Annotated in this window: 18 protein-coding genes; 15 read left to right on the forward strand and 3 right to left on the reverse strand. The window is 59.4% G+C overall.

All coding sequences use genetic code 11. The features are described from left to right. The 3 genes from IVB22_RS11325 (at position 1) to IVB22_RS11335 (ending at position 3,184) form a co-directional block, all read left to right on the forward strand. Entirely contained in the window at positions 1-1,047 is a 1,047-nt protein-coding gene (locus IVB22_RS11325) for a branched-chain amino acid ABC transporter permease (RefSeq protein ID WP_247517398.1), read from the forward strand. Between the two features lie 64 nt (positions 1,048-1,111). Next, positions 1,112-2,341, forward strand: a complete 1,230-nt coding sequence (locus tag IVB22_RS11330; protein WP_247517399.1) for an ABC transporter substrate-binding protein — start codon at positions 1,112-1,114, stop codon at positions 2,339-2,341. Between the two features lie 51 nt (positions 2,342-2,392). Next, positions 2,393-3,184 (forward strand): ABC transporter ATP-binding protein, encoded by a 792-nt coding sequence (locus tag IVB22_RS11335; protein WP_247517400.1) that lies wholly within the window; start codon positions 2,393-2,395, stop codon positions 3,182-3,184. A 19-nt stretch (positions 3,185-3,203) separates the two neighbouring features. Here IVB22_RS11335 and IVB22_RS11340 read toward each other — a convergent pair whose 3' ends face one another. Further along, positions 3,204-3,989, reverse strand: coding sequence for an enoyl-CoA hydratase/isomerase family protein (locus tag IVB22_RS11340; protein WP_247517401.1), 786 nt, complete (start codon positions 3,987-3,989; stop codon positions 3,204-3,206). 142 nt (positions 3,990-4,131) lie between these two features. On the opposite strand from IVB22_RS11340, the gene IVB22_RS11345 reads away from it, so the two are divergent. The 4 genes from IVB22_RS11345 to IVB22_RS11360 all read left to right on the forward strand — a co-directional run bounded on the left by IVB22_RS11345 (position 4,132) and on the right by IVB22_RS11360 (position 7,560). Beyond that, complete coding sequence (locus IVB22_RS11345; RefSeq protein WP_247517402.1) at positions 4,132-5,235, forward strand: CaiB/BaiF CoA-transferase family protein; 1,104 nt, start codon at positions 4,132-4,134, stop codon at positions 5,233-5,235. Positions 5,236-5,259: 24 nt separating this feature from the next. Continuing rightward, complete coding sequence (locus IVB22_RS11350; protein ID WP_247517403.1) at positions 5,260-6,498, forward strand: thiolase family protein; 1,239 nt, start codon at positions 5,260-5,262, stop codon at positions 6,496-6,498. Positions 6,499-6,516: 18 nt separating this feature from the next. Beyond that, complete coding sequence (locus tag IVB22_RS11355) at positions 6,517-7,290, forward strand: SDR family NAD(P)-dependent oxidoreductase (RefSeq protein WP_247517404.1); 774 nt, start codon at positions 6,517-6,519, stop codon at positions 7,288-7,290. A gap of 114 nt (positions 7,291-7,404) precedes the next feature. Next, positions 7,405-7,560: a hypothetical protein gene (locus IVB22_RS11360; RefSeq protein ID WP_247517405.1), complete on the forward strand. Its 156-nt coding sequence runs from the start codon at positions 7,405-7,407 to the stop codon at positions 7,558-7,560. Between the two features lie 163 nt (positions 7,561-7,723). Here the strand turns inward: IVB22_RS11360 and IVB22_RS11365 are convergent, their stop codons facing one another. After that, entirely contained in the window at positions 7,724-9,235 is a 1,512-nt protein-coding gene (locus IVB22_RS11365; protein ID WP_247517406.1) for an AMP-binding protein, read from the reverse strand. Between the two features lie 284 nt (positions 9,236-9,519). Here IVB22_RS11365 and IVB22_RS11370 point away from each other — a divergent pair, with 284 nt between their 5' ends. From IVB22_RS11370 to IVB22_RS11405, 8 genes are all read left to right on the forward strand, one after another. Beyond that, complete coding sequence (locus IVB22_RS11370; protein WP_247517407.1) at positions 9,520-10,698, forward strand: acyl-CoA dehydrogenase family protein; 1,179 nt, start codon at positions 9,520-9,522, stop codon at positions 10,696-10,698. 12 nt (positions 10,699-10,710) lie between these two features. Further along, positions 10,711-11,814 (forward strand): acyl-CoA dehydrogenase family protein, encoded by a 1,104-nt coding sequence (locus IVB22_RS11375; protein ID WP_256467400.1) that lies wholly within the window; start codon positions 10,711-10,713, stop codon positions 11,812-11,814. A 39-nt stretch (positions 11,815-11,853) separates the two neighbouring features. Then, positions 11,854-12,651 (forward strand): enoyl-CoA hydratase/isomerase family protein, encoded by a 798-nt coding sequence (locus IVB22_RS11380; RefSeq protein WP_247517409.1) that lies wholly within the window; start codon positions 11,854-11,856, stop codon positions 12,649-12,651. 276 nt (positions 12,652-12,927) lie between these two features. Then, a complete protein-coding gene (locus IVB22_RS11385) occupies positions 12,928-13,659 on the forward strand; it encodes a nitroreductase (RefSeq protein ID WP_247517410.1) in 732 nt (243 codons plus the stop codon). Between the two features lie 1,291 nt (positions 13,660-14,950). Then, the gene (locus tag IVB22_RS11390; protein WP_247517411.1) at positions 14,951-15,943 is read left to right on the forward strand and encodes a tripartite tricarboxylate transporter substrate binding protein; all 993 of its coding nucleotides are present in this window, start codon (positions 14,951-14,953) and stop codon (positions 15,941-15,943) included. A gap of 867 nt (positions 15,944-16,810) precedes the next feature. After that, a complete protein-coding gene (locus IVB22_RS11395) occupies positions 16,811-17,659 on the forward strand; it encodes a p-hydroxycinnamoyl CoA hydratase/lyase (RefSeq protein ID WP_247517412.1) in 849 nt (282 codons plus the stop codon). Positions 17,660-17,661: 2 nt separating this feature from the next. Next, positions 17,662-18,831 (forward strand): CaiB/BaiF CoA-transferase family protein, encoded by a 1,170-nt coding sequence (locus IVB22_RS11400; RefSeq protein ID WP_256467401.1) that lies wholly within the window; start codon positions 17,662-17,664, stop codon positions 18,829-18,831. A gap of 34 nt (positions 18,832-18,865) precedes the next feature. After that, entirely contained in the window at positions 18,866-20,353 is a 1,488-nt protein-coding gene (locus IVB22_RS11405; RefSeq protein WP_247517413.1) for an aldehyde dehydrogenase family protein, read from the forward strand. A gap of 58 nt (positions 20,354-20,411) precedes the next feature. Here IVB22_RS11405 and IVB22_RS11410 read toward each other — a convergent pair whose 3' ends face one another. After that, entirely contained in the window at positions 20,412-21,569 is a 1,158-nt protein-coding gene (locus IVB22_RS11410; protein ID WP_247517414.1) for an acyl-CoA dehydrogenase family protein, read from the reverse strand. Positions 21,570-21,576: the final 7 nt, after the last annotated feature.

Genomic DNA, 21,576 nt, shown 5'->3' on the forward strand with positions numbered 1-21,576 from the left:
ATGGATCCAGCCGGCATTTTCGCGACGAGCTTTGCACGCGACGCGGCGTTGGTGCGGACGCGCCCGCAGCAGATCGCGCTCGCCTTGTTTCTGGTCTTCCTGCTGCTATTGCCCGTCTTGTTCGGACCGCGGTTGCTCGCCATCTCCACGCTGATATTGATATTGTCGGTGGTTACCCTCGGCCTTCAGATCACCACTGGTTATGCCGGCCAGATCAATCTCGGCCAAGCCGCCTTCATGGGCGTCGGCGCCTACACCACCGGCTTCCTGGCGACAAAACTGGGACTGCCGTTCTGGTTGACGATCCCGCTGGGTGGATGTTCCGCGGCTGTATTCGGCTTCATTTTTGGATTGTCGGCGGTGCGCATCAAGGGTTTCTACCTGGCGCTGACGACGATCGCCGCGCAAGCGCTGTTTCATTTCTTCGTCCTGAACCTGCCCTGGTTCGGCGGCTCGAACGGGTTGACGCTCGACCCTGCTACCCTGTTTGGGTTCGCCTTCGTGACGGATACCTCGATCTACTATCTCTGTCTTGCCGTCGCAGCCCTCATGACTTATGGCGCCTACGGCATCGTGCGCGGCCGGTTTGGACGCGCATTTGTAGCCGTGCGGGACGACGATGTAGCAGCCGGAATTATGGGCATAGACATCGTGGCCACCAAGGCAACCGCGTTCCTAGTCGGCGCGTTCTATGCCGGCGTCGGTGGCGGATTGTGGGCCTATTTCGTTCGCTTTGTCGCGGTCGATCAGTTCACGCTGTTCAATTCGATATGGTTCATTGCGATGATAATCGTCGGCGGCATGGGGGCCATCACGGGCGCTCTCGTCGGCGTCGTCGTCATCAAATGCATTCAGGAGGGATTTGTGTCGTTGGGACCATCCGTGGTCTCGCAATTTCCTTCGATCGGCGGCGACGTCGTGTTTGCCCTGATGAATGTGTTTCTCGGGAGCGTCATCGCGGCGTTTCTGATTTTCGAGCCACGTGGCCTGATGCATCGATTTGATATCCTGAAGCGGTCGTACCGAATGTGGCCGTTTCCCTACTAAGTGCGACGAAGCCACCACAGCATGACGGTGTCTCTTATCACAAATATTACGGGAGGACTTGGACATGAAAAACAGACTTTTGAAATGGATCGCAGGCCCCGCAGCTGCGGCAGTCATCGTGACCGCGACGCCGGCATCAGCGCAGACAACTTACAATATTGCCTCGCTCGCCGATTTCACCGGACCCTACGCTGACATCATGAAGGATCTTGTCGGCGCCCGACGAGCTGCCATCGATTGGTGGAATGACGAAGTCGGCAAAGGACTGGGCATCAGGATCGGGATTAAGGACTATGACTGCCGTTACGACGCGGCGCAGACCGCGAGCCTTTGGCCTGGCATCAAGGCCGAGCTCAATCCGGTGGTCATTCTAGGTGTCGGCGGACCCGATGTCGCGGCCCTGCAAGGTCGGCTTCCGGCGGACAAGGTACCGATGTTCATGTCCACCGGGTCTTACGGATACGTCTGGAAGCCCGATCCTTGGGTCTTCAACCCGCGTCCGACCTACGGCCACGAGGCTTCGGCGTTCTACGAATGGTTTCGAGGCGCCCGCGGCATCAAGGGTCCGCTGAAGGTCGCGATCATTTCGTCGGAAGCTTCGCCCGCTTATGTCGATATCGCCAAGGGCTCGGAAAAATTCGCCAAGGATAATCCCGACAAGGCCGAGATTGTCGAGACGATCTACACGGAAGTTCAGCCGACCGACCTTACGACGCAGGTCGGGCGACTGATCCGTAAAGGCGTCCAAGTCATCAACATCCAGACAAACACGGCAGCGGTCGTGGCTACAAGGCGCGCACTCCAGGCGCTCGGCAAAACCGACATCCCAATCATGATGAGCTCGCACAACGGCCTGATTGCATCGGGCAAAGCAATTGGCGGAATGAAGGACCTGGAAGGCGATTACGAGGTCTATGGCATGGCGGTGCCAACCGACCAGAAAAGTAGGGCTCACGACTTCCAGCAGATGCTGGTTGCGAAGTACAAATCGCAGGCGAATTGGACGCTCGCGAGCATCCAGGGGTTTAATCAGGCGCTGGTTGCGCTGAGAGCGATCGAAGCCGCGGCGCGGAAAGTCGGCGCGGACAAGGTCACCGGCGAGGCTGTTCGCAACGCGCTCTTGGCCACGCCACTGACGAGCGAACAGACATTCGGAATTCTGCCGAACCTGACCTATACCAACGAAGCACCGTTTCCAGTCTCGGGCCTGACGGTTAACGTCGCGACCATCAAGGACGGTAAGTACGTCATCGCCGGCGAGAATGCGCCGGTGCCGGTTATCAACAAATGGTAACTCCTTTTGGCAAGCCGGAGCGCGCGAGTGCTCCGGCTATGGGGATGATCGATGCTTCAGCTTAGCAATGTCGAGGTTCTCTATAGCGACGTCATCCTCGCGGTGAAGGGCATCACCCTTGCCGTGCCCAAGGGATCATGCGTCACGCTTCTGGGCGGCAACGGGGCAGGCAAGTCGACCACGCTCAAATCAATCTCGAACGTGCTGATGACAGAAGACGGCAAGGTAACATCGGGTGCGATTTCCTTTGAAGGTTCGCGAATCGATGGCGGCGATCCAGCGAGGATTGTCCGCACCGGAATTGTGCATGTCATGGAGGGGCGCCGCGTCCTGAGCCACCTGACGGTCGAGCAGAACCTGATTGCCGGCGGGCACATGGAGAAGTCGACGCAGGCCATGCGTCGGCGTTTGGATGGCGTCTACGATCGTATCAAGCGCCTCGCCTCGTTGAAGGCGCGCACTACCGGATATCTGTCTGGCGGCGAACAGCAGTTGGTTGTGATCGGACGCGCCCTGATGGCCAACCCGAAGCTCATCATGATCGACGAACCGTCGCTGGGGCTCGCGCCGATGATGGTCGACGAGGTTTTCGGCGTTCTGCGCTCCCTGAAAGACGAAGGCCTAACGCTGCTGATCGTCGAACAGAATACTCGCGTGGCGTTGGACCTCGCCGATTTCGGATACGTCATGGAAGACGGGCGTATCGTCTTGGAAGGCAAAGCGGCGGACCTTCGCACAAACGAGGACATCCGCGAATTTTACCTCGGCCTCAACCTTGAAGGCGAGCGCAAGAGCTATCGCAACATCAAGCACTATCGGCGCCGCAAGCGGTGGCTCGGGTAGCAAGGGCGCCGAAGGTAGTTCAGCGACCGATGAACAACGGCTTGCGCTTTTCCTCGAACGCGGCAAGTCCCTCTTTCAAGTCGTGGCTGCGGGCATGAACTTCGCAGGCGAGCAATTCGAGCCTCAGCGCAACGTCCTTTGGCTGCTCGAGACCGTCGGCGACCAGCGCCTTCATGCGGCGCAGCACCAGCGAGCTCTTGGAACCTAGCTTGGCGACTAGGCGTTCGACCGCCCCTGTCAGTTCGCCATCGTCGACGACCTCGTTGACCAGACCGCAGGCAACCAAGTCGTCGGCCGGTATGAAATCGCCGGTGAACAGCAGGTACTTCGCGCGGGTTGGACCGATCTTCCGCGGCAATCGCACTGAACCGCCACCGCCCGGCAAGATGCCGAAATTGGCATGCGCGTCGCCAAGCTTGGCGGACCGCGCTGCAATAACTAGATCGCAGCACAACACCATTTCCAAACCGCCCGCCAGGGCCAATCCATTGACCGCGGCGATCACCGGCCGCGGACAGGTTTCAAGACGGGCCATCATGTCGAGAATGGTGTCAAGGAATCGCGCCCCACTGGCTTCGTCGCTCTGCGTCGCGCTGTTGACGTATTTCAGATCGGCGCCTGCGCAGAAGGCGCGGCCGGTGCCGATTAGCACCACAGCCTTAATTGCCGGATCGTCGGCGAGCGCCAGCGCGGCGGTAATGCCAGCTACCATGTCGGGCGTGATGGCGTTGAGCGCCGCGGGCCGATTGAGCATCACCCATACTGCGCCGGCACGTACGTCTACCAGAACGCTTTTCTCCGACATCATTTTCTCCGATACCATCGCTGTTTCCCTTACTGAAGAAAGTGTTGACCGGCGAGTCAATAAAGTATTTATTGAGTAAGACTATAGACCAACAATTGCAGTTCACAAGCTCAAGCTCTGCGCATCCAGAAAGAATGTCGTTATGTTGCAGCTTGATGGCATCCGTATTGTTAGCCTGGCGGGGCAATATCCTGGGCCCTACGCGACGCTTCTGTTGGCCGATCTGGGAGCCGACGTCATTATGGTCGAACGGCCGGGGGTCGGCGATCCCGCCCGGCAATTTCCGGCATTCCATGCCGCACTCAATCGCAACAAGCGCTCTGTCGCGCTCGATCTGAAGGCCGATGGCGACAAGCAACGGTTCCGGGATCTCGTCGCCAGCGCGGACGTGCTGCTGGAAGGTTTTCGCCCCGGCACCATGCAGCGCTTGGGCCTGTGTTTTCAGTCAATGGCCTCGATCAATCCCCGTCTCGTCTACGCGTCGATCTCCGGCTTCGGACAGACCGGCCCCTACCGCGACCGGCCGGCCCATGATCTGTCCTATCAGGCGCTCGCCGGATTCCTGTACGTCCAGGCCGCAAACCGATCGACCCAGGCGCCAAGCGACATTGCGGTCGGAGATCTTTCGTCGGGCATGTTCGCGGCGCTCGGCATCCTGGCAGCGCTGCTGGCACGCACACGCACGGGAAAGGGCGCCTATATCGACGTCTCGATGACCGACGGATTGCTATCGTGGATGTCGGTCATGGTTGGCCCGGTAATGAACGGCGAACCGCTCGCCGACATTGCGGCTGAGCCTGCCTACGGCCTGTTCGAATGCCGGGACGGCAAGCTGCTCTCGCTGTCGATCGCGCATGAGGACTGGTTCTGGCGACCGCTTTGCGAGCTGATCGGTATGGAGGACGTCGCCGATTTGAAGCGCGCGCAACGAACCCAGCGGGAAATCGAGCTGGTCGCGCGCATCGGCAAGGCCATCGCTGCCGCACCGCGCTCGCAATGGGCTGAAAAGCTCGATGCCGCCGGTATTCCCTGGGGTCCCGTCAATACTATCGACGAGGTCGCGGCCGATCCGCACTTTCTCGAACGCGGGCTGTTCCGCGAACTGGCCGATAGCAACGGCAGGCGCCGTCGCTATGTAGCCCAACCCCTGATTTTCGACGGCCGTCATCCCGGACCGACGCGAGGCGTACCCGCGCTCGGCGAACACACTGATGAGGTGCTGGCGGAACTGACGCGCACAACATGAAGCCTGACAATGGGAGCCGTAGGCATGGAAGAGATTTACGCCGTGGGAGTTGGCATGACGCCGTTCGGCCGCCTGCTCGACAAGGACATCAAGACGATGACGAAAGAGGCGGTCAGCGCGGCGCTCGCTGATGCCGGCATCCAGGCGACCGCGTTAGAAGTGGCTTATTTTGCCAATGCGTCACAAGGGCACATGGAAAAGCAGCATATGGTTCGCGGCCAAGTCGCATTGCGGTCGATGGGAATTGGGCAGATCCCAGTCGTCAATGTGGAAAATGCTTGCGCCAGCGGCAGCTCCGCACTGAACCTTGCTGCCATTTTTTTAAAGGCAGGCGAGGGAGACATCGCGCTCGCGGTGGGCGCCGAGAAAATGTTCTCCAGGGATCGCGAGCTGATGCTCGGCGCTTTTGATGGCGCGTGGGACGTTAGCCACAAGGACGAAATTGGCAAGCGGCTCATGAAGCTCGGCGAAGGCATCGATCCGCCGCCGGGCACGACTTCTGATAAGCCCTATAGTGTATTCATGGATGTCTATGCGGCCTTCTCCCGCTACCATATGGCGACGTTCGGAACAACCCAGCGCCAGATTGCCGCTGTCGCCGCCAAGAACCACCAGCACTCTGTTGAAAACCCGTTGTCGCAATATCGTGCGCCCTATTCCATCGAGGAGGTACTGAGCGCTCCGCCGATCACCTATCCGCTGACGCTGCCGATGTGTTCGCCGGTTTCCGACGGCGCAGCCGCGGTCGTACTAGCAACCGCATCGGGACTGAAGCGCTACGGCATCGACCGGTCGCGCGCGATCCGGGTCCTTGCATCCGTGGTCCAGACGGGCAGCGATCGCGACCCATCGGACTTCGTAAACCATTGCACCGCGCGTGCCGCCAGACGCGCTTACGAAATGGCGGGGGTCGGTCCTGCCGATATCTCGGTTGCCGAGGTGCACGACGCCACCGCCATGGGTGAGATCATTCAGATTGAAAATCTCGGATTGTGCGCTTTCGGCGACGGCGGCGCCATCAGCGAGCGCGGCGAAACCACCATCGGAGGTCGCGTGCCGGTCAATCCGTCCGGAGGGCTGGAATCCAAAGGGCATCCGGTCGGCGCCACCGGCCTCGCACAAGTCTACGAACTTGTCGCGCAGCTGCGCCATGAGGCCGGTCCCCGCCAGGTCGACGGCGCGCGGCTGGCGATCGCGGAGAATGGCGGCGGATTGCACGGCATCGAAGAGGCGGTGGCCTGCGTCACCATCCTGGGCAAATAAAAGAAAACGGAGATACTTATGGAGCTTCATGGCAAAGTCGCCGTCGTGACCGGCGCAGCCTCCGGCCTGGGACTCGCGACCTGCAAGGTGCTGGCCGCTGCCGGCGCTCGGATCGCCGGTTTCGATCGCGACGAGAATAAGCTGCAGGCACTTAAGGCGAACCTGGGCGAGGCGTGCCTGACGCGTATCGTCGATGTGGCCGACGAGGCCAGCGTGAGGGACGGGATCGCAGCAGCCGTCACTGCGTTCGGCGGTGTTCATGTCGCGGTGAATTGCGCCGGCGTCGCGGATGCGGCCAAAACCGTATCAAGGGGCGAACCGTTCCCGATCGCGACCTGGAACAAGGTGATCGCAATCAACCTGACCGGCACCTTTAATATCATCCGGTTTGCCGCGCTTGCGATGGGTAAGAACACGCCTGACGCCCAAGGCGGCGAGCGCGGCGTCATCGTCAACACGGCTTCGGGCGCGGCGTCCCAAGGACAGATCGGTCAAGCCGCCTACAGCGCCAGCAAGGCCGGCGTGATCGGTCTGACCCTTCCAGTGGCGCGCGATCTGGCGCCGCTGGGCATCCGCGTCGTCTCGATCGCACCGGGCCTGTTCGACACGTCAATGGTCGCAGGCATGCCGGACAACGTGTCAGAGCCCATTATCAATCGCATGATCCTGTATCCGAACCGGATGGGGCAACCGTCGGAATTTGCCAAGCTGGTGCAACATATCGTCGAGAACTCGTACCTAAACGCGACGACACTCGCTCTCGACGCCGGTGCCCGCATGCAGGCGCGCTGAAAACCCTTTCTTTTGGCAACCGGTACCCTAACGTGCCGCCCGGTGGACTGCGCAGATATCTCTCACTCCTCTTCATCGCGACGCATGAAGCATGGCGCCGGCTAGCAGAAAACCATGATTTGCGAATCCGATATCGACAATGTCATCTATCCTGCGGAGGTCTTCGGAATCGGCGCAAGCCTTCTCGCCCAGACACTCGACCGTCCTTACGAGAATCCCAATGACCACGGCGGCTTCAACGCCGCCCGTGAGATCAGTCCGAAGCTATAGAACGATATCTGGAGCGCGGGATGGGGAGTCTGTGGTGTCAAGGACATCATTCCGGTCGCAGAGCTATGCGCATGGCTGCAGCGAGATTGAACGAGGGCATTCACCATCTTCCGCTGAAGCAAGATAAGGCAACTTGCCGGACCCGATGCGATGATCTTTACTGTCACGCCCGCCCGTGCATCGATTTGACCGCCGCCCGGTCGATCTCGCCTTTCGCCGTCCTGGGTAGGTCATCAACGAACACGATGTGCTTCGGCCGCTTGTAACGGGCGATCTTTTCGCCCACGAAGTCGATAATCTCGTCGGCTGTCGCGTTTCTCGAAGCACGCCGCACGCAAACCGCCTTGATCGCCTCGCTCCATTGCGGATCCGGTACGCTAATGACCACAACGTCGGAGATCGCCGGATGCTCGCGTATTACGTTCTCGACTTCGGCAGGATAGACATTTTCACCCCCGGTCTTGATCAGTTCTTTTTCAGGCGCGCGGCCGACGTACCAAAGATAGCCGTCGGCATCGAAATAGCCGATGTCGCCGGTATGGTGCCAGCCGTTGCGGAATGTCGCGGCCGTGTCGGCCTCTCTGTTCCAGTATCCCTTGAACACGGTCGGGCCACGCAAGACGATTTCACCGGTCTCGCCGGTTGGCCTCGGTCGGTCGTCGCCATCGACGACCTCGATGTGGTGCCAGAACAGCGGCCGGCCCGCGGATTTTGGACGGTCACGATACGGCGAAAGCGTTGCAAGCCCCGAGGTTTCCGATTGACCGAACGCCACCCAAAACGTTGCGTTTGGCCACTCAGTCTCGAAGCGCTCGATGGTCACCGGGGTATCAAGACCAGTCACGGCGCGCAGCGATGCCAGTTGCCCTGGTTGGGCCTGATCTAGAATATTACCTAGCATCGGCGCGAACTCGGACATCACGGTCACTTTTTCGGACGCGATATCGCGTGCGGCCTGCGCGGCCTCGAATTTTGCGGTGATGAGGCTGGCGCCGCCCGCCTGTTGCACTGCAAGCATCAGACCGAGCCCAGCGAGATGAAACAGCGGCAGCACGCCGAGATTGACATCACGCTCATCGAGCTTCCATGCCTGCACCAGTGAACTCTGTGCCATCAGCATGCCTGTCTGCGAGAGCAGCGCGCCGCGTGGACGGCCGCCAACGGCCGCAGTGTGAATGATGGCGAAGACATCCTCGCCGCTGATGGCGGCCTCAGGAAGGCAAACATCGGTCTCCGACAGTTCCGAAAACGGTATCAGCGAGCTGTGAACAGGCCCTACACCGACGAAGTATCGGACCGAAGGCAACGATCCCCTCAGGGCCACGATCGCATCATGATATTCAGCGCCAGCGATGACAACGCACGGAGCGCCGTCGGATAGTACAAAGGCGATCTCATCCGGATTAAGACGGAAGTTAACCGGAAGCAGGATCGCGCCGAGCAGCGCGACCGCACCGATCAGATCCACCATCTCGAGTGAATTCTGAGACAGAACGCCGATGCGATCGCCGGAACTTACACCGAGGCGCGCAAGACCCGCCGCCAATCTCTCGACGCGTCGCAAGTATTGCGCATGCGTTATGCGCTCTCCTTTAAACAGGAAAGCAGGGTAATCGGGAAAACATTCTGCGTTGCGGCGATAAACATCGCCCAATGTGAAGTTCCGCAAAGCCATGAGTTCGTCCTCAAGAATATTTCTGTCTGGCTGATTGGCGTTTCGACCAACGTATTACGCGCGAACCTTAGTCACCCATACAATACTCCCTATCATTTCGCTTACTTGCGATAATTGTGTCCTCCCCTCGCGGAAAGTAGGTGGGCCTCGTTCCCGCCCTTTTCATTGGCAAGCTCGGCCGATAATTGACTTCATGGTATATCAATTGACTTTTGAGTAATATATTTATATTTTTATGACGCGGCGATCAGATGATTTCGACTGCGATCGTTTCGGGAGGGCTAATGACGACGATTTGGACGCCGGAGCTGCGCGCCTTTCGCGACGATGTGCGTGCCTTTTGCGAGGAGAACCTGCCGGCGGACATCCGGCTCAAGGTCCTCGCCGGCGTTCCGCTCACAAGGCCGGACCACATGCGCTGGCAGGACATCTTGGCTGGGAAGGGCTGGCTGGTGGGATTCTGGCCCCGCGCCTACGGCGGCTGCGACTGGAGTGCCGCGGAAACCTATGTTTTTCAGGAAGAAACGACCTCTTCCGGCGCGCCATGGCTCCTGCCTTTCGGCGTCAACTACGTCGGGCCGGTCATCTACACGTACGGCTCGACAGATCAGAAGGCGGAGCATCTACCCGGCATTACCTCCAACGAGGTATTTTGGTGCCAGGGTTACTCCGAACCTAACGCGGGCTCCGATCTGGCAGGGCTGAAAACCCGCGCTGTGCGTGATGGCGAATACTACATCGTCAATGGAACGAAAATCTGGACCACGATGGCTCATTGGGCCGACTGGATCTTCTGCCTCGTGCGAACCGACGCCGCCGCCGTCCCGCAGCGGGGCATATCGTTCCTGCTGATAGATCTCCGAACGCGGGGAGTAACTATTCAGCCCATTAAGTCCATCGAAGGCGACAGCCATCTCAATCAGGTCTTCTTTGAGGATGTACGCGTGCCGGCGAGGAACCTGGTCGGCGAGGAGAACAAGGGCTGGACTTACGCCAAATTCTTGCTTGGGCACGAGCGCGTACTCTCTGCCGAGGTCGGCAAGGCGCGACGCTATCTGAGGCGGATCAAGCGGCTTGCCGCGCGCAACGGCAAGAACAACAGCCCCCGCTTGAAGGACCGGCTCTCCCGCTTTGAAGTGGACCTCCTCGCGCTTGAGCAAACGACGTTGCGGGTCCTTGGCGCGATCCTCGCCGGGGAGGCGCGCGGTCACGAAGCATCGGTCCTAAAGATCCGCGGCTCGGCAATTCTGCAGCAGATTTCTGATTTCGCTGTCGACGTGCTGGGAACCGAAGCGCTCTCCTACGATCCCGAATGGCTGCGAGAGAACGCCGGCATGCCACTCGAGGAGATCGAGAGCATGGGTGTAGTTTCGGAAGCTCTTTATACGCGTGCCCCCACGATCTGGGGCGGCAGTAACGAAATACAGCGCAATATCCTGGCCAAGCATGCGCTCGGTCTCTGAAGGTTCACGAGCATGGTATTCTCACTCACTCCCGAGCAAGCGATGCTTCAAGAATCGGCCAGCCGCTTCTTAGGCGACCGGTACGACGACGCGGCTCGCCGCCGCTTCCGCGCGGAGGATGCGGGATTCAGCCTCGACATCTGGCAAGAGATCGCCCGGCTCGGCTGGCTCGGCTCAGGTTTCTCGGAACAACGCGGCGGCTTCGGGGGCGGGCCTATCGAGACGATGATCCTCATGGAGGCGGCCGGCAACGCGCTGATGTCGGAGCCCCTTCTCGGCTCCATGGTGCTGCCCGGGTCGGTGCTCGCCGAAGCCGGCAGCTACGACGATCTCGCGCATCTCATCGAGGGCAAATCGCTGTTTGCCGTCGCCTGGGATGAGCCGGAGCAACCTTCCGCGCTCGAACCTGCAACGGTCGCTGAGCCGTGCGGCGATGGCCTCGCGATCCACGGGGAGAAGAAGCTGGTGCTCGGCGGCCAAATCGCAGACGTACTGCTCGTGACTGCCAAGCTCGACGGTCGTCTTGCAATACTGCGTGTTCAGTCCGATGTCGGCGGCGTCGACGTGCGCACCCATCGGACCCTCGATGGCGGCAAGGCCGCGAACGTACGTTTCGACAGTGCCCGCATAGATCGCTCGGATGTCCTCGCCAGCGGGAACGAGGCTCCGGCGGTCGTCTCGGAGATGCTTGCCCGCGCGATTGCGGCCGCCTGCGCTGAGTCCCTAGGCGCCGCCCGCAACCTGCACGACCGCACGCTTGATTATCTTAAGCTGCGCGTCCAGTTCGGCCGCAGGATCGGAGAATTCCAAGCGCTGCAGCACCGAATGGCCGACATGTTCATTGCGCTGGAGGAAGCCCAATCGCTGTCGATGATGGCAACGGCGGCCCTGGAAGAGCCAAATGGCGATCATCGCGACCGCATTCTGTCGGCCGCCAAGATCGGCGTCATGGGGCGCGCCATGCACATCGGACGAGAAGCCATCCAGCTTCACGGCGGCGTCGGCATGACTGACGAACTGCCGATCGGTGACGGTTACAAAAGGATCAAGTCGCTGAGCCTGATGTTCGGCGACGAGGATTTTCACCTTGACCGCATGAATTCGCTCGCTGTCTAAGCTGCGAGCACAAGAACAACAAACGGAAGGAAAGACGAAATGAGCCTGTTCGACACCTACAAATGTATCAGTTTCTCGCGTGAGGGTCGAATCCTCACCATCACACTCAATCTTCCCGAGACCCTGAACGCGGTAAATGCCGAGCTTCACACCGAGCTTGCGCGTGTCTTTATTGACGCGGCGGACGACCCGGATTCTGATGTCGTAGTTCTCACCGGCGCGGGACGCGCCTTCTGCGCCGGCGGCGACGCTGATTGGATGCAGTCAGCGATTGACAGGCCTGCCGGTTTCGAGCGCACGGCCATCGAGGCGAAGCGCATCATCTTCAGCCAGCTCGACCTGGAAAAGCCGCTTATCTGCCGCATGAACGGTCATGCGATGGGCCTGGGTGCTTCCCTGGCCCTGACTTGCGACGTGGTTATCGCAAACGACAAGGCCAAGATCGGCGATCCCCACGTCTCGATCGGTCTCGTAGCCGGCGACGGTGGGGCGGTGCTGTGGCCCCAGATGATCGGCTATCTGCGTGCCAAAGAATACCTGCTGACCGGCGATCCGATTCCCGCTGTCGAGGCGGCGCGCATGGGCCTGATCAACCGGGCGGTCCCGGCCGAGGCGCTCGACGAGGAGGTTTATTCGCTCGCGCGGCGCATCGCAGGCGGGGCGCGCAAGGCGATCCGCTGGACGAAAGTCGCGACGAACATTGGCCTCAAGCAGCTCGCCCATTCGATCATGGATACCGGCGTCGCCTACGAGATCAATTCCAACATCTCGCGGGACCATGCGGAGGCCGTCGCGGCCTTCCGGGAAAAGCGCAAGGCCCTCTTCTCGGGCGACTGAGGGGACCATTCGCATCACCGCTTCAATGCCAGGCGAGAGGATCAAGACACTGACAAGCGAATCTTATGTCGTCTTACAGGCTGGTGAAACGCAGTCCCAAGTTGTTGTGAGGAGCACCTAGGGCTGGGTGAAAACGCCAGGTGCGGCGCATGTCTATGCTCAGCAGGTGCATTTCGTGGAAGCGTTACCAAAGACGCCAAGCCGGAAGTTGCGGCTCTTCATCCTGCGCCAAAGGCGGCGCGATGAACGGGTTGCTTCCGCCAACGGAGGCAGTGAATGAAGGGCGATATTCCGCTGCACATTTTGTCAGGCTCATCACCGGAGATCTCCAAGCAACATCCAAGCGCGCCGGTGATCGAGGCCGTGGTGAACCGACGGTCAGTGCGGCGCTTCCAGTCAACGCCGATTCCCATGAACGTGATCAAAGCAATCCTGTCTGCTGCCTCACGCGCTCCGTCGGGTACCAACTTCCAGCCTTGGCACGTCCATGTCGTGACAGGGGCGACCCGGGAAAATCTTACCCGCGCCGTTACGCGAGCAGCGGAGGTCGGAGACCATTCCCTCGAATACCATTATGCTCCTGCGCCCGTGCCGGAGCCCTATCTCTCGCGCCGGCGGAAGGTGGGATTTGAATTGTATAAACTGTATGGCATTGCACGCGACGATTTCGGCGCACGCAAGCGGGCCGTGCTGCGCAATTTCGAATTCTTTGGCGCGCCGGTTGGTCTGTTCTTCACCATGGACAGAAGCCTTGTTCTGGGATCCTGGCTCGACTGCGGGATGTTCATGCAGAACGTAATGATCCTTGCCCGAGCGCATGGACTGGAGACCTGCGCGCAACAGGCTTGGTGTGAATACGGGCGCGTCGTACACGAGCAGCTCCGCATCCCCGATACTCACATCGTGCTCTCTGGAATGGCGCTCGGCCATTCCGATCCCGATGCGCCAGAGAACACGCTGATCAGTGATCGCGTGAGTACCGAGGAATTCGCTGTCTTTCATCAGTAAGCATTCGAGAGGCCTGATGGCGCCGTTGATAGGAATGACGGCCGTTCCACGATGCCGAAGCCAGCGTGCCGCCATTTTGCCGGGAAGAGCGTAGGCCCGCATGGCCGGGAATATGCGATGGGTCTTCTTAGTGAAGGCCAGGCGTCATAGCTTCGCCCGTTCAAATATGGACTGGCGAAATCACACCGCAAAGAACGGAAACCTCGGGAGAAGTGCTTCATCGGCGCAAAGCCGCATTTGCCGGCAGAAACTCATCTCCAGGCGGCCCGAGACAACAGAGTTGAGGGGGATGCATGATAAGGCAAGGGGGCTCTTTGCAGGGGTTTGACCTCCGTGCCATGGATGACCGTACTTGGAGTGGTTCTGCAGTCACCGGTTCTGCCGTTCATGATCGTCCCTGTGCATTATTAGGACACCAATTCCCGATAGCGGCTTGGCAGCAAGCGCCCCATGCCGCCGGTCATGTTCCACCCGCCGCAGCCGAAACGATGTCGCTCAGGCACCATTTTCCCGGTGGAGTCGTTGCAAGGAAGCAGCCGAGCAATTTCGATCTTCATTACTGCCCGCTGCCTTTTCGCGGACAGTTCATTCGAGCCATCCTGGCGTATGCGGAAAAAGCTGGACCGAGCCCGACCCGTACCCCAATGCCGATTTGATGAGGCGCGAACTACGCGATCAGCGAATCGCCTTTTTCGGGCCGCCGGTGCAAATTTGCAGCGCAGCGGATTTCCGACGTCTCAGTTGCCAGTGATCGTCCCTATCTGAGCAACCAGACCTGGTGTCCGGCTCGATGAAGAGCGGACGCGGACTGCCAAGGTGGTAAACGGCACCAACAACGTCCTCGATGAAGTGCCCCTGAACGGTGGCCGCGCGTCCGGTCAAACTGCGCCGGCAGTGTTCGAAAGACTGCTTCAACAACTCCCACGTGGGCAGCCGCGCGCGGCACCGGTTTTGAGGACCCGTTGGTAGAAAGCGTGAGCGCGCAACGTCTCGCGTACTGCAACGCGAACCTAGCAGACCGACGCGTTTGGCGGAGTGGTGCGGCCGCTGTTAATCGCCCCTTGCTCTGGGGTGTTGAAACTCAAGAAAGATCTGGATCATCTGACGCGAACGCTTTGCAGCGACGAGTGCCAGGCATTCCGGTCCGAATTTTTAACAAACTTGACATACAACCAACAAGAGACAGAATGGGGGAGAGCCCTGACCACCAATGGGCCAAAGAGACATGGACTGGCGAAATCACACCGCAAAAAACGGAAACCGCGGGAAACACTGTAAGGAGGAAACCAAAATGCCCAGATACAATCGCATATCTTTGCTCATAAAAGCCTGCGCGCTGACGATAGTGTTGTGCTTAACGCCCGCGGTGGCAGACGCAAACGACTATCCGACAAGGCCAGTCAAGATTGTCTTGGGTTTTTCTGCAGGCGGTGGAGTGGACCTAATCGGCCGAATAATTGCGGAGCGACTGTCGACACTACTTGGACAGCAGTTCATCGTGGAGAACAAGGCAGGAGCCAGCGGTACAATTGCAGCGGCTACCGTCGCAAAGGCCGATCCTGACGGCTACACCATCCTGCTTGTTATCGAAAGCCATGTGATCAGTCCTATAACGTTAGCGCCGTTAGCGCCGTTGGCATACGATCCGGTGAGTGACTTCGTGCCGATCGGTCTGGTCGGACGCTCGCCGCTCCTTATGGTCATTAATGGGAAGGTGCCAGCCAAGGACTTCGCGGAATTCATGAAGTTTGCGAAAGAGGTGCCTAACGGACCCACGGTTGCTCATATCGGTCCAACGTCGTCGAACTACCTGGCTGCAGTCAGTCTTTCTCAAAAATCCGGCGTTAAGTTCTCCTTAATCCCCTATCGAGGAGGCGGGCCCGCGATCAGTGACCTCGTGGCTGGGCACGTCCAAGTCTTGTTTATGTCGCAGGGATCGGCGCATCAGTATACCAAAGGCGGCGAACTTCGGGCGCTTGCGGCGGCGTCGACTAGGCCTGTTCCTCTGTACCCTGAGTTACCGACACTGCGCTCGCTGGGATATGATGTCGTCGCAGAGCTTTGGTTCGGATTTGTCGCTCCGGCCAAAGTGCCGAAGGAAGTAGTCAAGCGACTGGAAGATGCACTTGCCGACGTCCTCGCGCAACCTGCAGTGCAACAGCGTCTAGCCGATCTTGGAGTCGTCCTCACCCCAATGAAGTCAGCGGCCTTCGGCGAATTTCTCGCAGAACAAACCAAGTTTTGGGAAGAGAACAAGGGTGTTATGACGGAATCGGAGAAATAAGAGCCGCGCGTGTAAACGCTGCCTTTCAGGCAAGGTCAACCTTGCTTCGCACTTCGGCGGTAAGTCGGCATCTTGCGCGCGATAAATCTTGGCTTCACATAAGAAAAAATGGATTTGGATCATGAAAACACGCGCCGCTCGCGAACTACGAGCGAGTAAGAAATCTGATCTTTAAGACTCTCAGGAGCGAAGACCGAGGGAGCGAACCGCGCGGCGACATTCAAATGGCTGGCTCAAGGCTGCGTTGAGAGAGGATCTTAGCGTGTTCGCCCGGACGACCACTCCAAGTGTCTATTAGAGCGCCCTTCAGTCGGGGAGTTTCGATTTGTTGTCCGTAGGGCTAATCGCTTTTGAACGTCGTCGGGATCAACGCGGTTGGCGGCAACGCGAGATTCATCACCTCTCGATTGGCAAAGCTCGACCGAATGCGCGCCACGCGCGGTAAGCGCGACAGCTGGCAATCGGGGATGAGATCGTATGGCGTCTCCATCGATCGAAAGGGGAAGGATCAGGCCATGACAATCAAGCGGTTCGATCGCAGACCTGAATGGGCTTATCAGGAAATACCCTGATATCGAGAAGTCTCATATCAAGCTTGGCTGTCAGGCGTGCGTGTTTTGGACCGCGTCCTGCGGCCGTGGCCGGCAAAACGGTTTGCCAGCGCACAACACTAGACCCGCTGGCGTTGACAAACCCGAAGTTATGCTGGATTATTTCAGCGAAAAGATTTCGCCTAGCGAAAAGTTATGATTGTACAACCCATGCTCGCTGCGGGCCGTCAGCCATCACCGCGCTCACGCGCAAGGTTCCGATGAACCGCAAGAGGTCGCATCCGATGACCGGATGCGTTTAACGAAAGGCTACGGAATGTCTGAATCGGAAGTCGTCAAGGTTGAACGCTACAACGGCGTGTCGACGATCATCATGAACCGTCCTCACAAACGTAACGCGATGAGCCCCGAGCTCCATGTGGCTATGGATAGCACCCTGAAAGAACTCGAGAAGGACAACGATACCAAAGTTGTGGTGATCCGCGGCGCGGGCGGCACCTTCTCGGCGGGTCAGGACCTGAAGGAGTTCTTCCGCGCGATGGAAGACAAGCCGGCAGAAGCCAAGCACATTCAGGAGATCGCCAATCGCTGGCGGTGGGAGCGTCTCTACAATTACGAAAAGCCGACCATCGCGATGGTGGAGGGCTACTGCGTCGGCGGCGCGTTCATGCAGTTGCTGGCTACCGATTTCGCGATCGCCGCCGACAACGCGACTTTCTCTTTGTCGGAAGTTAACTGGGGCATTCTGCCTGGTGGCCTTGTCGGCAAGGTTGTTGCTGACTCCGTGCTGTACCGGCATGCGTTGTACTACGCTTGCCTGGGCGATGCCTTCGACGGCAAGGAAGCCGCGCGCGTCGGGTTCGTAAATTTCTCGGTTCCGCAGGACAAACTGGAAGCCGAAGTCGATAAGCTCGCGCAAAAACTCATGGCCAAGAGCCCCGCGGTGTTGACCGCGACGAAGCAGGCCATGCGGGCGGTGCGCACCATGGATTTCGGTCAGGCGGCCGATTATCTGTACGCCAAAAACGCTGCCATCCGCGCCAACGACCCTGAACAGTCCTACAAGACCGGCATGTCGCAGTTTCTCGACAAGAAGACGTTTCGGCCGGTGTACGAGCCCTTCAAGCTTGGTACGCTCCTGACCGATCAGAGCGTAAAGAAATAGATATGCCAGATGTGACAGCCCCGCTGAAGGGGATTAGGGTCGTCGAGCTGACGACCATGATCACCGGCCCCATGACGGGCCAGATGCTAGCGGATCTCGGTGCGGATGTCGTGAAGGTCGAACAGCCGGAAGGGGGAGACCCCTTCCGCAGCTTTCGCGGCGGCCTTTATAGCCCGCATTTCTGTGGCTACAATCGTAACAAGCGCAGTATCACCCTCGATCTCCGCGCGGAGGCGGGGGCGGGGACGTTTCGAAAGCTCATCGAGAGAAGCGACATCCTCATCGACAATGTTCGCGCCGGTGGCCTCGAGAGATTGGGTTTCGGCGACGTGGTCGTCCGGTCGATCAACCCGAAGCTCGTGCATTGCTCGATAACCGGTTTCGGCGCCGACGGGCCATATGCAAATCGACCGGCCTATGACGCCATCGCGCAGGCTCTGAGCGGCATGTCGAGTCTGTTCCTGGATACGGCTACTGCCGATATCACGGGGCCGACGACGGCCGATAACGTTACTGCGCATGTCGCCTGTCAGGGGATTCTTGCTGCGCTCGTGGGGCTCGGTCGTGGGCACGCTCCGCTTCGCGTTGAGGTCAACATGCTCGAGGCGACCATTGCTTCGTTCATGGCAGACCCTTTCGGATATCTGCATCAAATGGGTCTGGTTTCCGATCCGAAACTGAGGCCGCGAACGTCTCAGTCTTACGCGTTCGTCTGCAAGGATATGAAGCTCATCGCAGTCCACCTGTCTTCGCAGGAGAAGTTCTGGAAGGCGTTCGCTACGAGTATGGGGCGCGAGGAACTTCTTTCGGACACGCGCTTCGCCACGCGGCCCGACAGAATAGAAAACTATGCAGCGCTTCATCTTGCGCTTGCCAAAGATTTCCTCTTGCTGCCGCGCGCGGCATGGTTTGAGCGTTTGTCCGAGGCCGGATTGCCGGTTGCGCCGATCTACGACGTGAGCGAAGTGGAGAGCGATCCGCAAATCAGGCATTTGCAGACGTTCTGCGACGTTGAGCATCCAACGGAAGGGCGCGTGCGGACGATCAGACGTCCACTGCGGTTCGAGGGCCAACGCGACGATCAGCCGCTCAGCGCACCGCCGACGCTTGGCGAACACACGGCGGAAATCCTTTGCGAACTCGAAGAAGACACGGACAGCGCGCGGCTCTAGCGCGCTGTTTTGCTGGCGTTATGCGCGCCAGTAGATGCCTTTGATCCCGAAAGCAAAGCTTGCTAAGGAGCCAAAAGTGAACCCGACCTACACGCGTTTCTACATCGACGGTGCATGGGTAGACCCCATCGAGAAGCGGCCGTTCGAAGTTGTTGATCCGGCTACAGAAGAGGTTGTCGCGTATACCAGCCTTGGGAGTGCGGCCGACGTTGACCGGGCGGTACGCGCGGCGAGAACCGCTTTCCCCGCATATTCGCAAGCAAGCCGCGAAGAAAAGCTTGCACTTTTCGACCGGATCATCGCGGCCTTCGAAGCGCGCCTCGACCAGTTCGCAGAAGTGATTATGCAGGAGATGGGATCGCCCCTGTGGTTCGCGAAGTCAGTTCAAGCAATCACGGCGCTGGAGCATTTTCAGGAGCTTCGCAAGGTACTGGCGACCTATGAGTTCGGGCATATGCTGGGAACGACGCGTGTTGTGCGCGAGCCAATCGGGGTCTGTGGCCTCATCACGCCCTGGAACTGGCCGGTCAACCAGATCGCCTCAAAGCTCGCTCCGGCCCTGGCGGCTGGTTGCACCGTGCTGGTGAAGCCAAGCGAGGTGGCGCCCCTGAGCGCGATCGTGTTGGCGGAGGTTTTACACGAGGCGGGGGTACCAAAGGGCGTCTTCAATCTGGTTAATGGCGACGGGCCGACAGTAGGTGAGGCCATCTCCACTCATCCTGACGTCGATATGGTTTCGTTCACCGGATCGACCCGCGCCGGCATCATGGTCGCCAAGAGCGCGGCCGATACAGTGAAGCGCGTGCACCAGGAACTTGGAGGCAAGTCGGGAAATATCATTCTTCCCAGTGCCGACCTGCGGACGGCGGTGAGGGCCGGCGTGCTTCGCTGCTTCACAAATACGGGACAGTCTTGCCAGGCACCGACGCGGATGCTGATCCAGAAAGATAAGATGAGCGAAGCAGTTGCCTGCGCCAAAGAGGTTGCTGCAAAGGTCGTCGTGGGTGATCCGCGCCGTCCGGACACGGAAATGGGCCCGCTCGTTAGCAAGGCGCAGTTCGATCGCGTACAGCATTTCATTATGGTCGGAATGGAGGAGGGTGCGGAACTGGTGGCCGGAGGCCCCGGCCGGCCGGCAGGCGTCAACCGCGGCTACTATGTGCGCCCGACGATCTTTGCCCAGGTCGATCCGCAGTCCACCATCGCACAGCAGGAAATCTTCGGGCCTGTTCTGTCGATGATTGCATATGACGATGTCGAAGACGCCATCGCGATTGCGAATGGCACGGTTTACGGCCTGTCCGGTTATGTCTTCGCCGGCACGATCGAAGAGGCACGGGCGGTGGGTATGCGCCTGCGAGCGGGGCGTATTTATCTGAACGGCGCGCCGCACGGTAAGCTGCAGGACGTCTCGGCGCCATTTGGCGGGTACAAGCAGTCCGGCAATGGCCGCGAGGCAGGCTTCTATGGCCTTGAGGATTTTATGGAGATCAAGGCCCTTCTTGGTTTTGTACCGGCTTAGTGCCGCGTCCCGCCAATCCGGTTTGGTGGGACGTCGCCTATGCGGAAGACGCGCTGCGCTAGTTGCTTGCGTATTGCGCAAACACGTGCCGCGCCAAAGTAGTTTTGAGAACCTCTTCCGGCCCTTCTGTGATCATCATGCTGCGTGAATCGCGCCAGAACTTTTCGATCGGGAAGTCCGTGGTGAAGGCGAGGCCGCCGAACACCTGGATGCACCGGTCAGCTGCCATGAAGGCCATCCGGTCGCCGAGCAACTTCACCATATAGGCATCGGTGCGGACGTCTTCGCCTCGGTCGTATTTCCATGCCGCGTGATAGACCAGTGGCCTTAGCTGCCGCAGGTCGAGATAGGAATCGACGATGGGCCACTGAATGGCCTGCCGCTCTGCCAAGGGCTTTCCGAAGGTCTTGCGCTGTTTGGCGTAGGTCGCGCTCAATTCGAGACAGCGCTCGATGACCCCGATGGCGCGCGCGCCGTGCCGAATGCGGCCCGCGTTGATCCAGTCCTGCGCCAGCTTAAATCCCTCTCCTTCTTCGCCGATCCTCTTCCATGCCGGTACCCGCGCGTTGTCGAAAGAAATCTCGCAAGGCGCGTCGTCCATCATCATATGTTCGGTCCGAACGATCGACACTCCGGGCGTATCCATGTCGACGAGGAATGCCGTGATGCCCTTGCTGCCCTTCGAAGGATCGACGGTCGCGAGAACCTGCGCGAAATCCGCTTCATGCGCGTTTGTAATGAAGCGTTTGTAGCCATTGATGATGTAGTCGTCGCCGTCGCGCACGGCCCTCGTGCGAATGCCCGAGGGATCACTGCCCGCATCGGGCTCGGTGAGCGCAAAGCAACAGTCCTTTTCGCCGGCAATGACGGGCATGAGGTAGTCGGTTCTTTGACGCTCGTTCAGCTGCAGCAATATGGGGCTCGGTTCAGGGCCGAAGATCTGCGTTTTGCGCGTCGGCAACGCGATAGTACGCCCTAACTCTTCCCAGAGGACAACGCGCGCGAGCAGGCCCATGCCCAAGCCGCCGTATTCTTCAGGGGTGGTGATGAGCCAATACCCCATTTTCTTCGTCTGAACCTCGAGCATTGCTCTGACGTCCGGCTTCAGGCTCGCCCCCTCGTAAGCTTCTCTCTCGATAGGAATTATTTCGCGATCGACGAAGCGCCTTATCTGCTCCTTCATGAGACGAAGGTCGTCGGGCAGTTCGAAATCCATGAGCGAA

The sequence above is a fragment of the Bradyrhizobium sp. 190 genome (assembly GCF_023073415.1).
GTDB lineage: Bacteria > Pseudomonadota > Alphaproteobacteria > Rhizobiales > Xanthobacteraceae > Bradyrhizobium.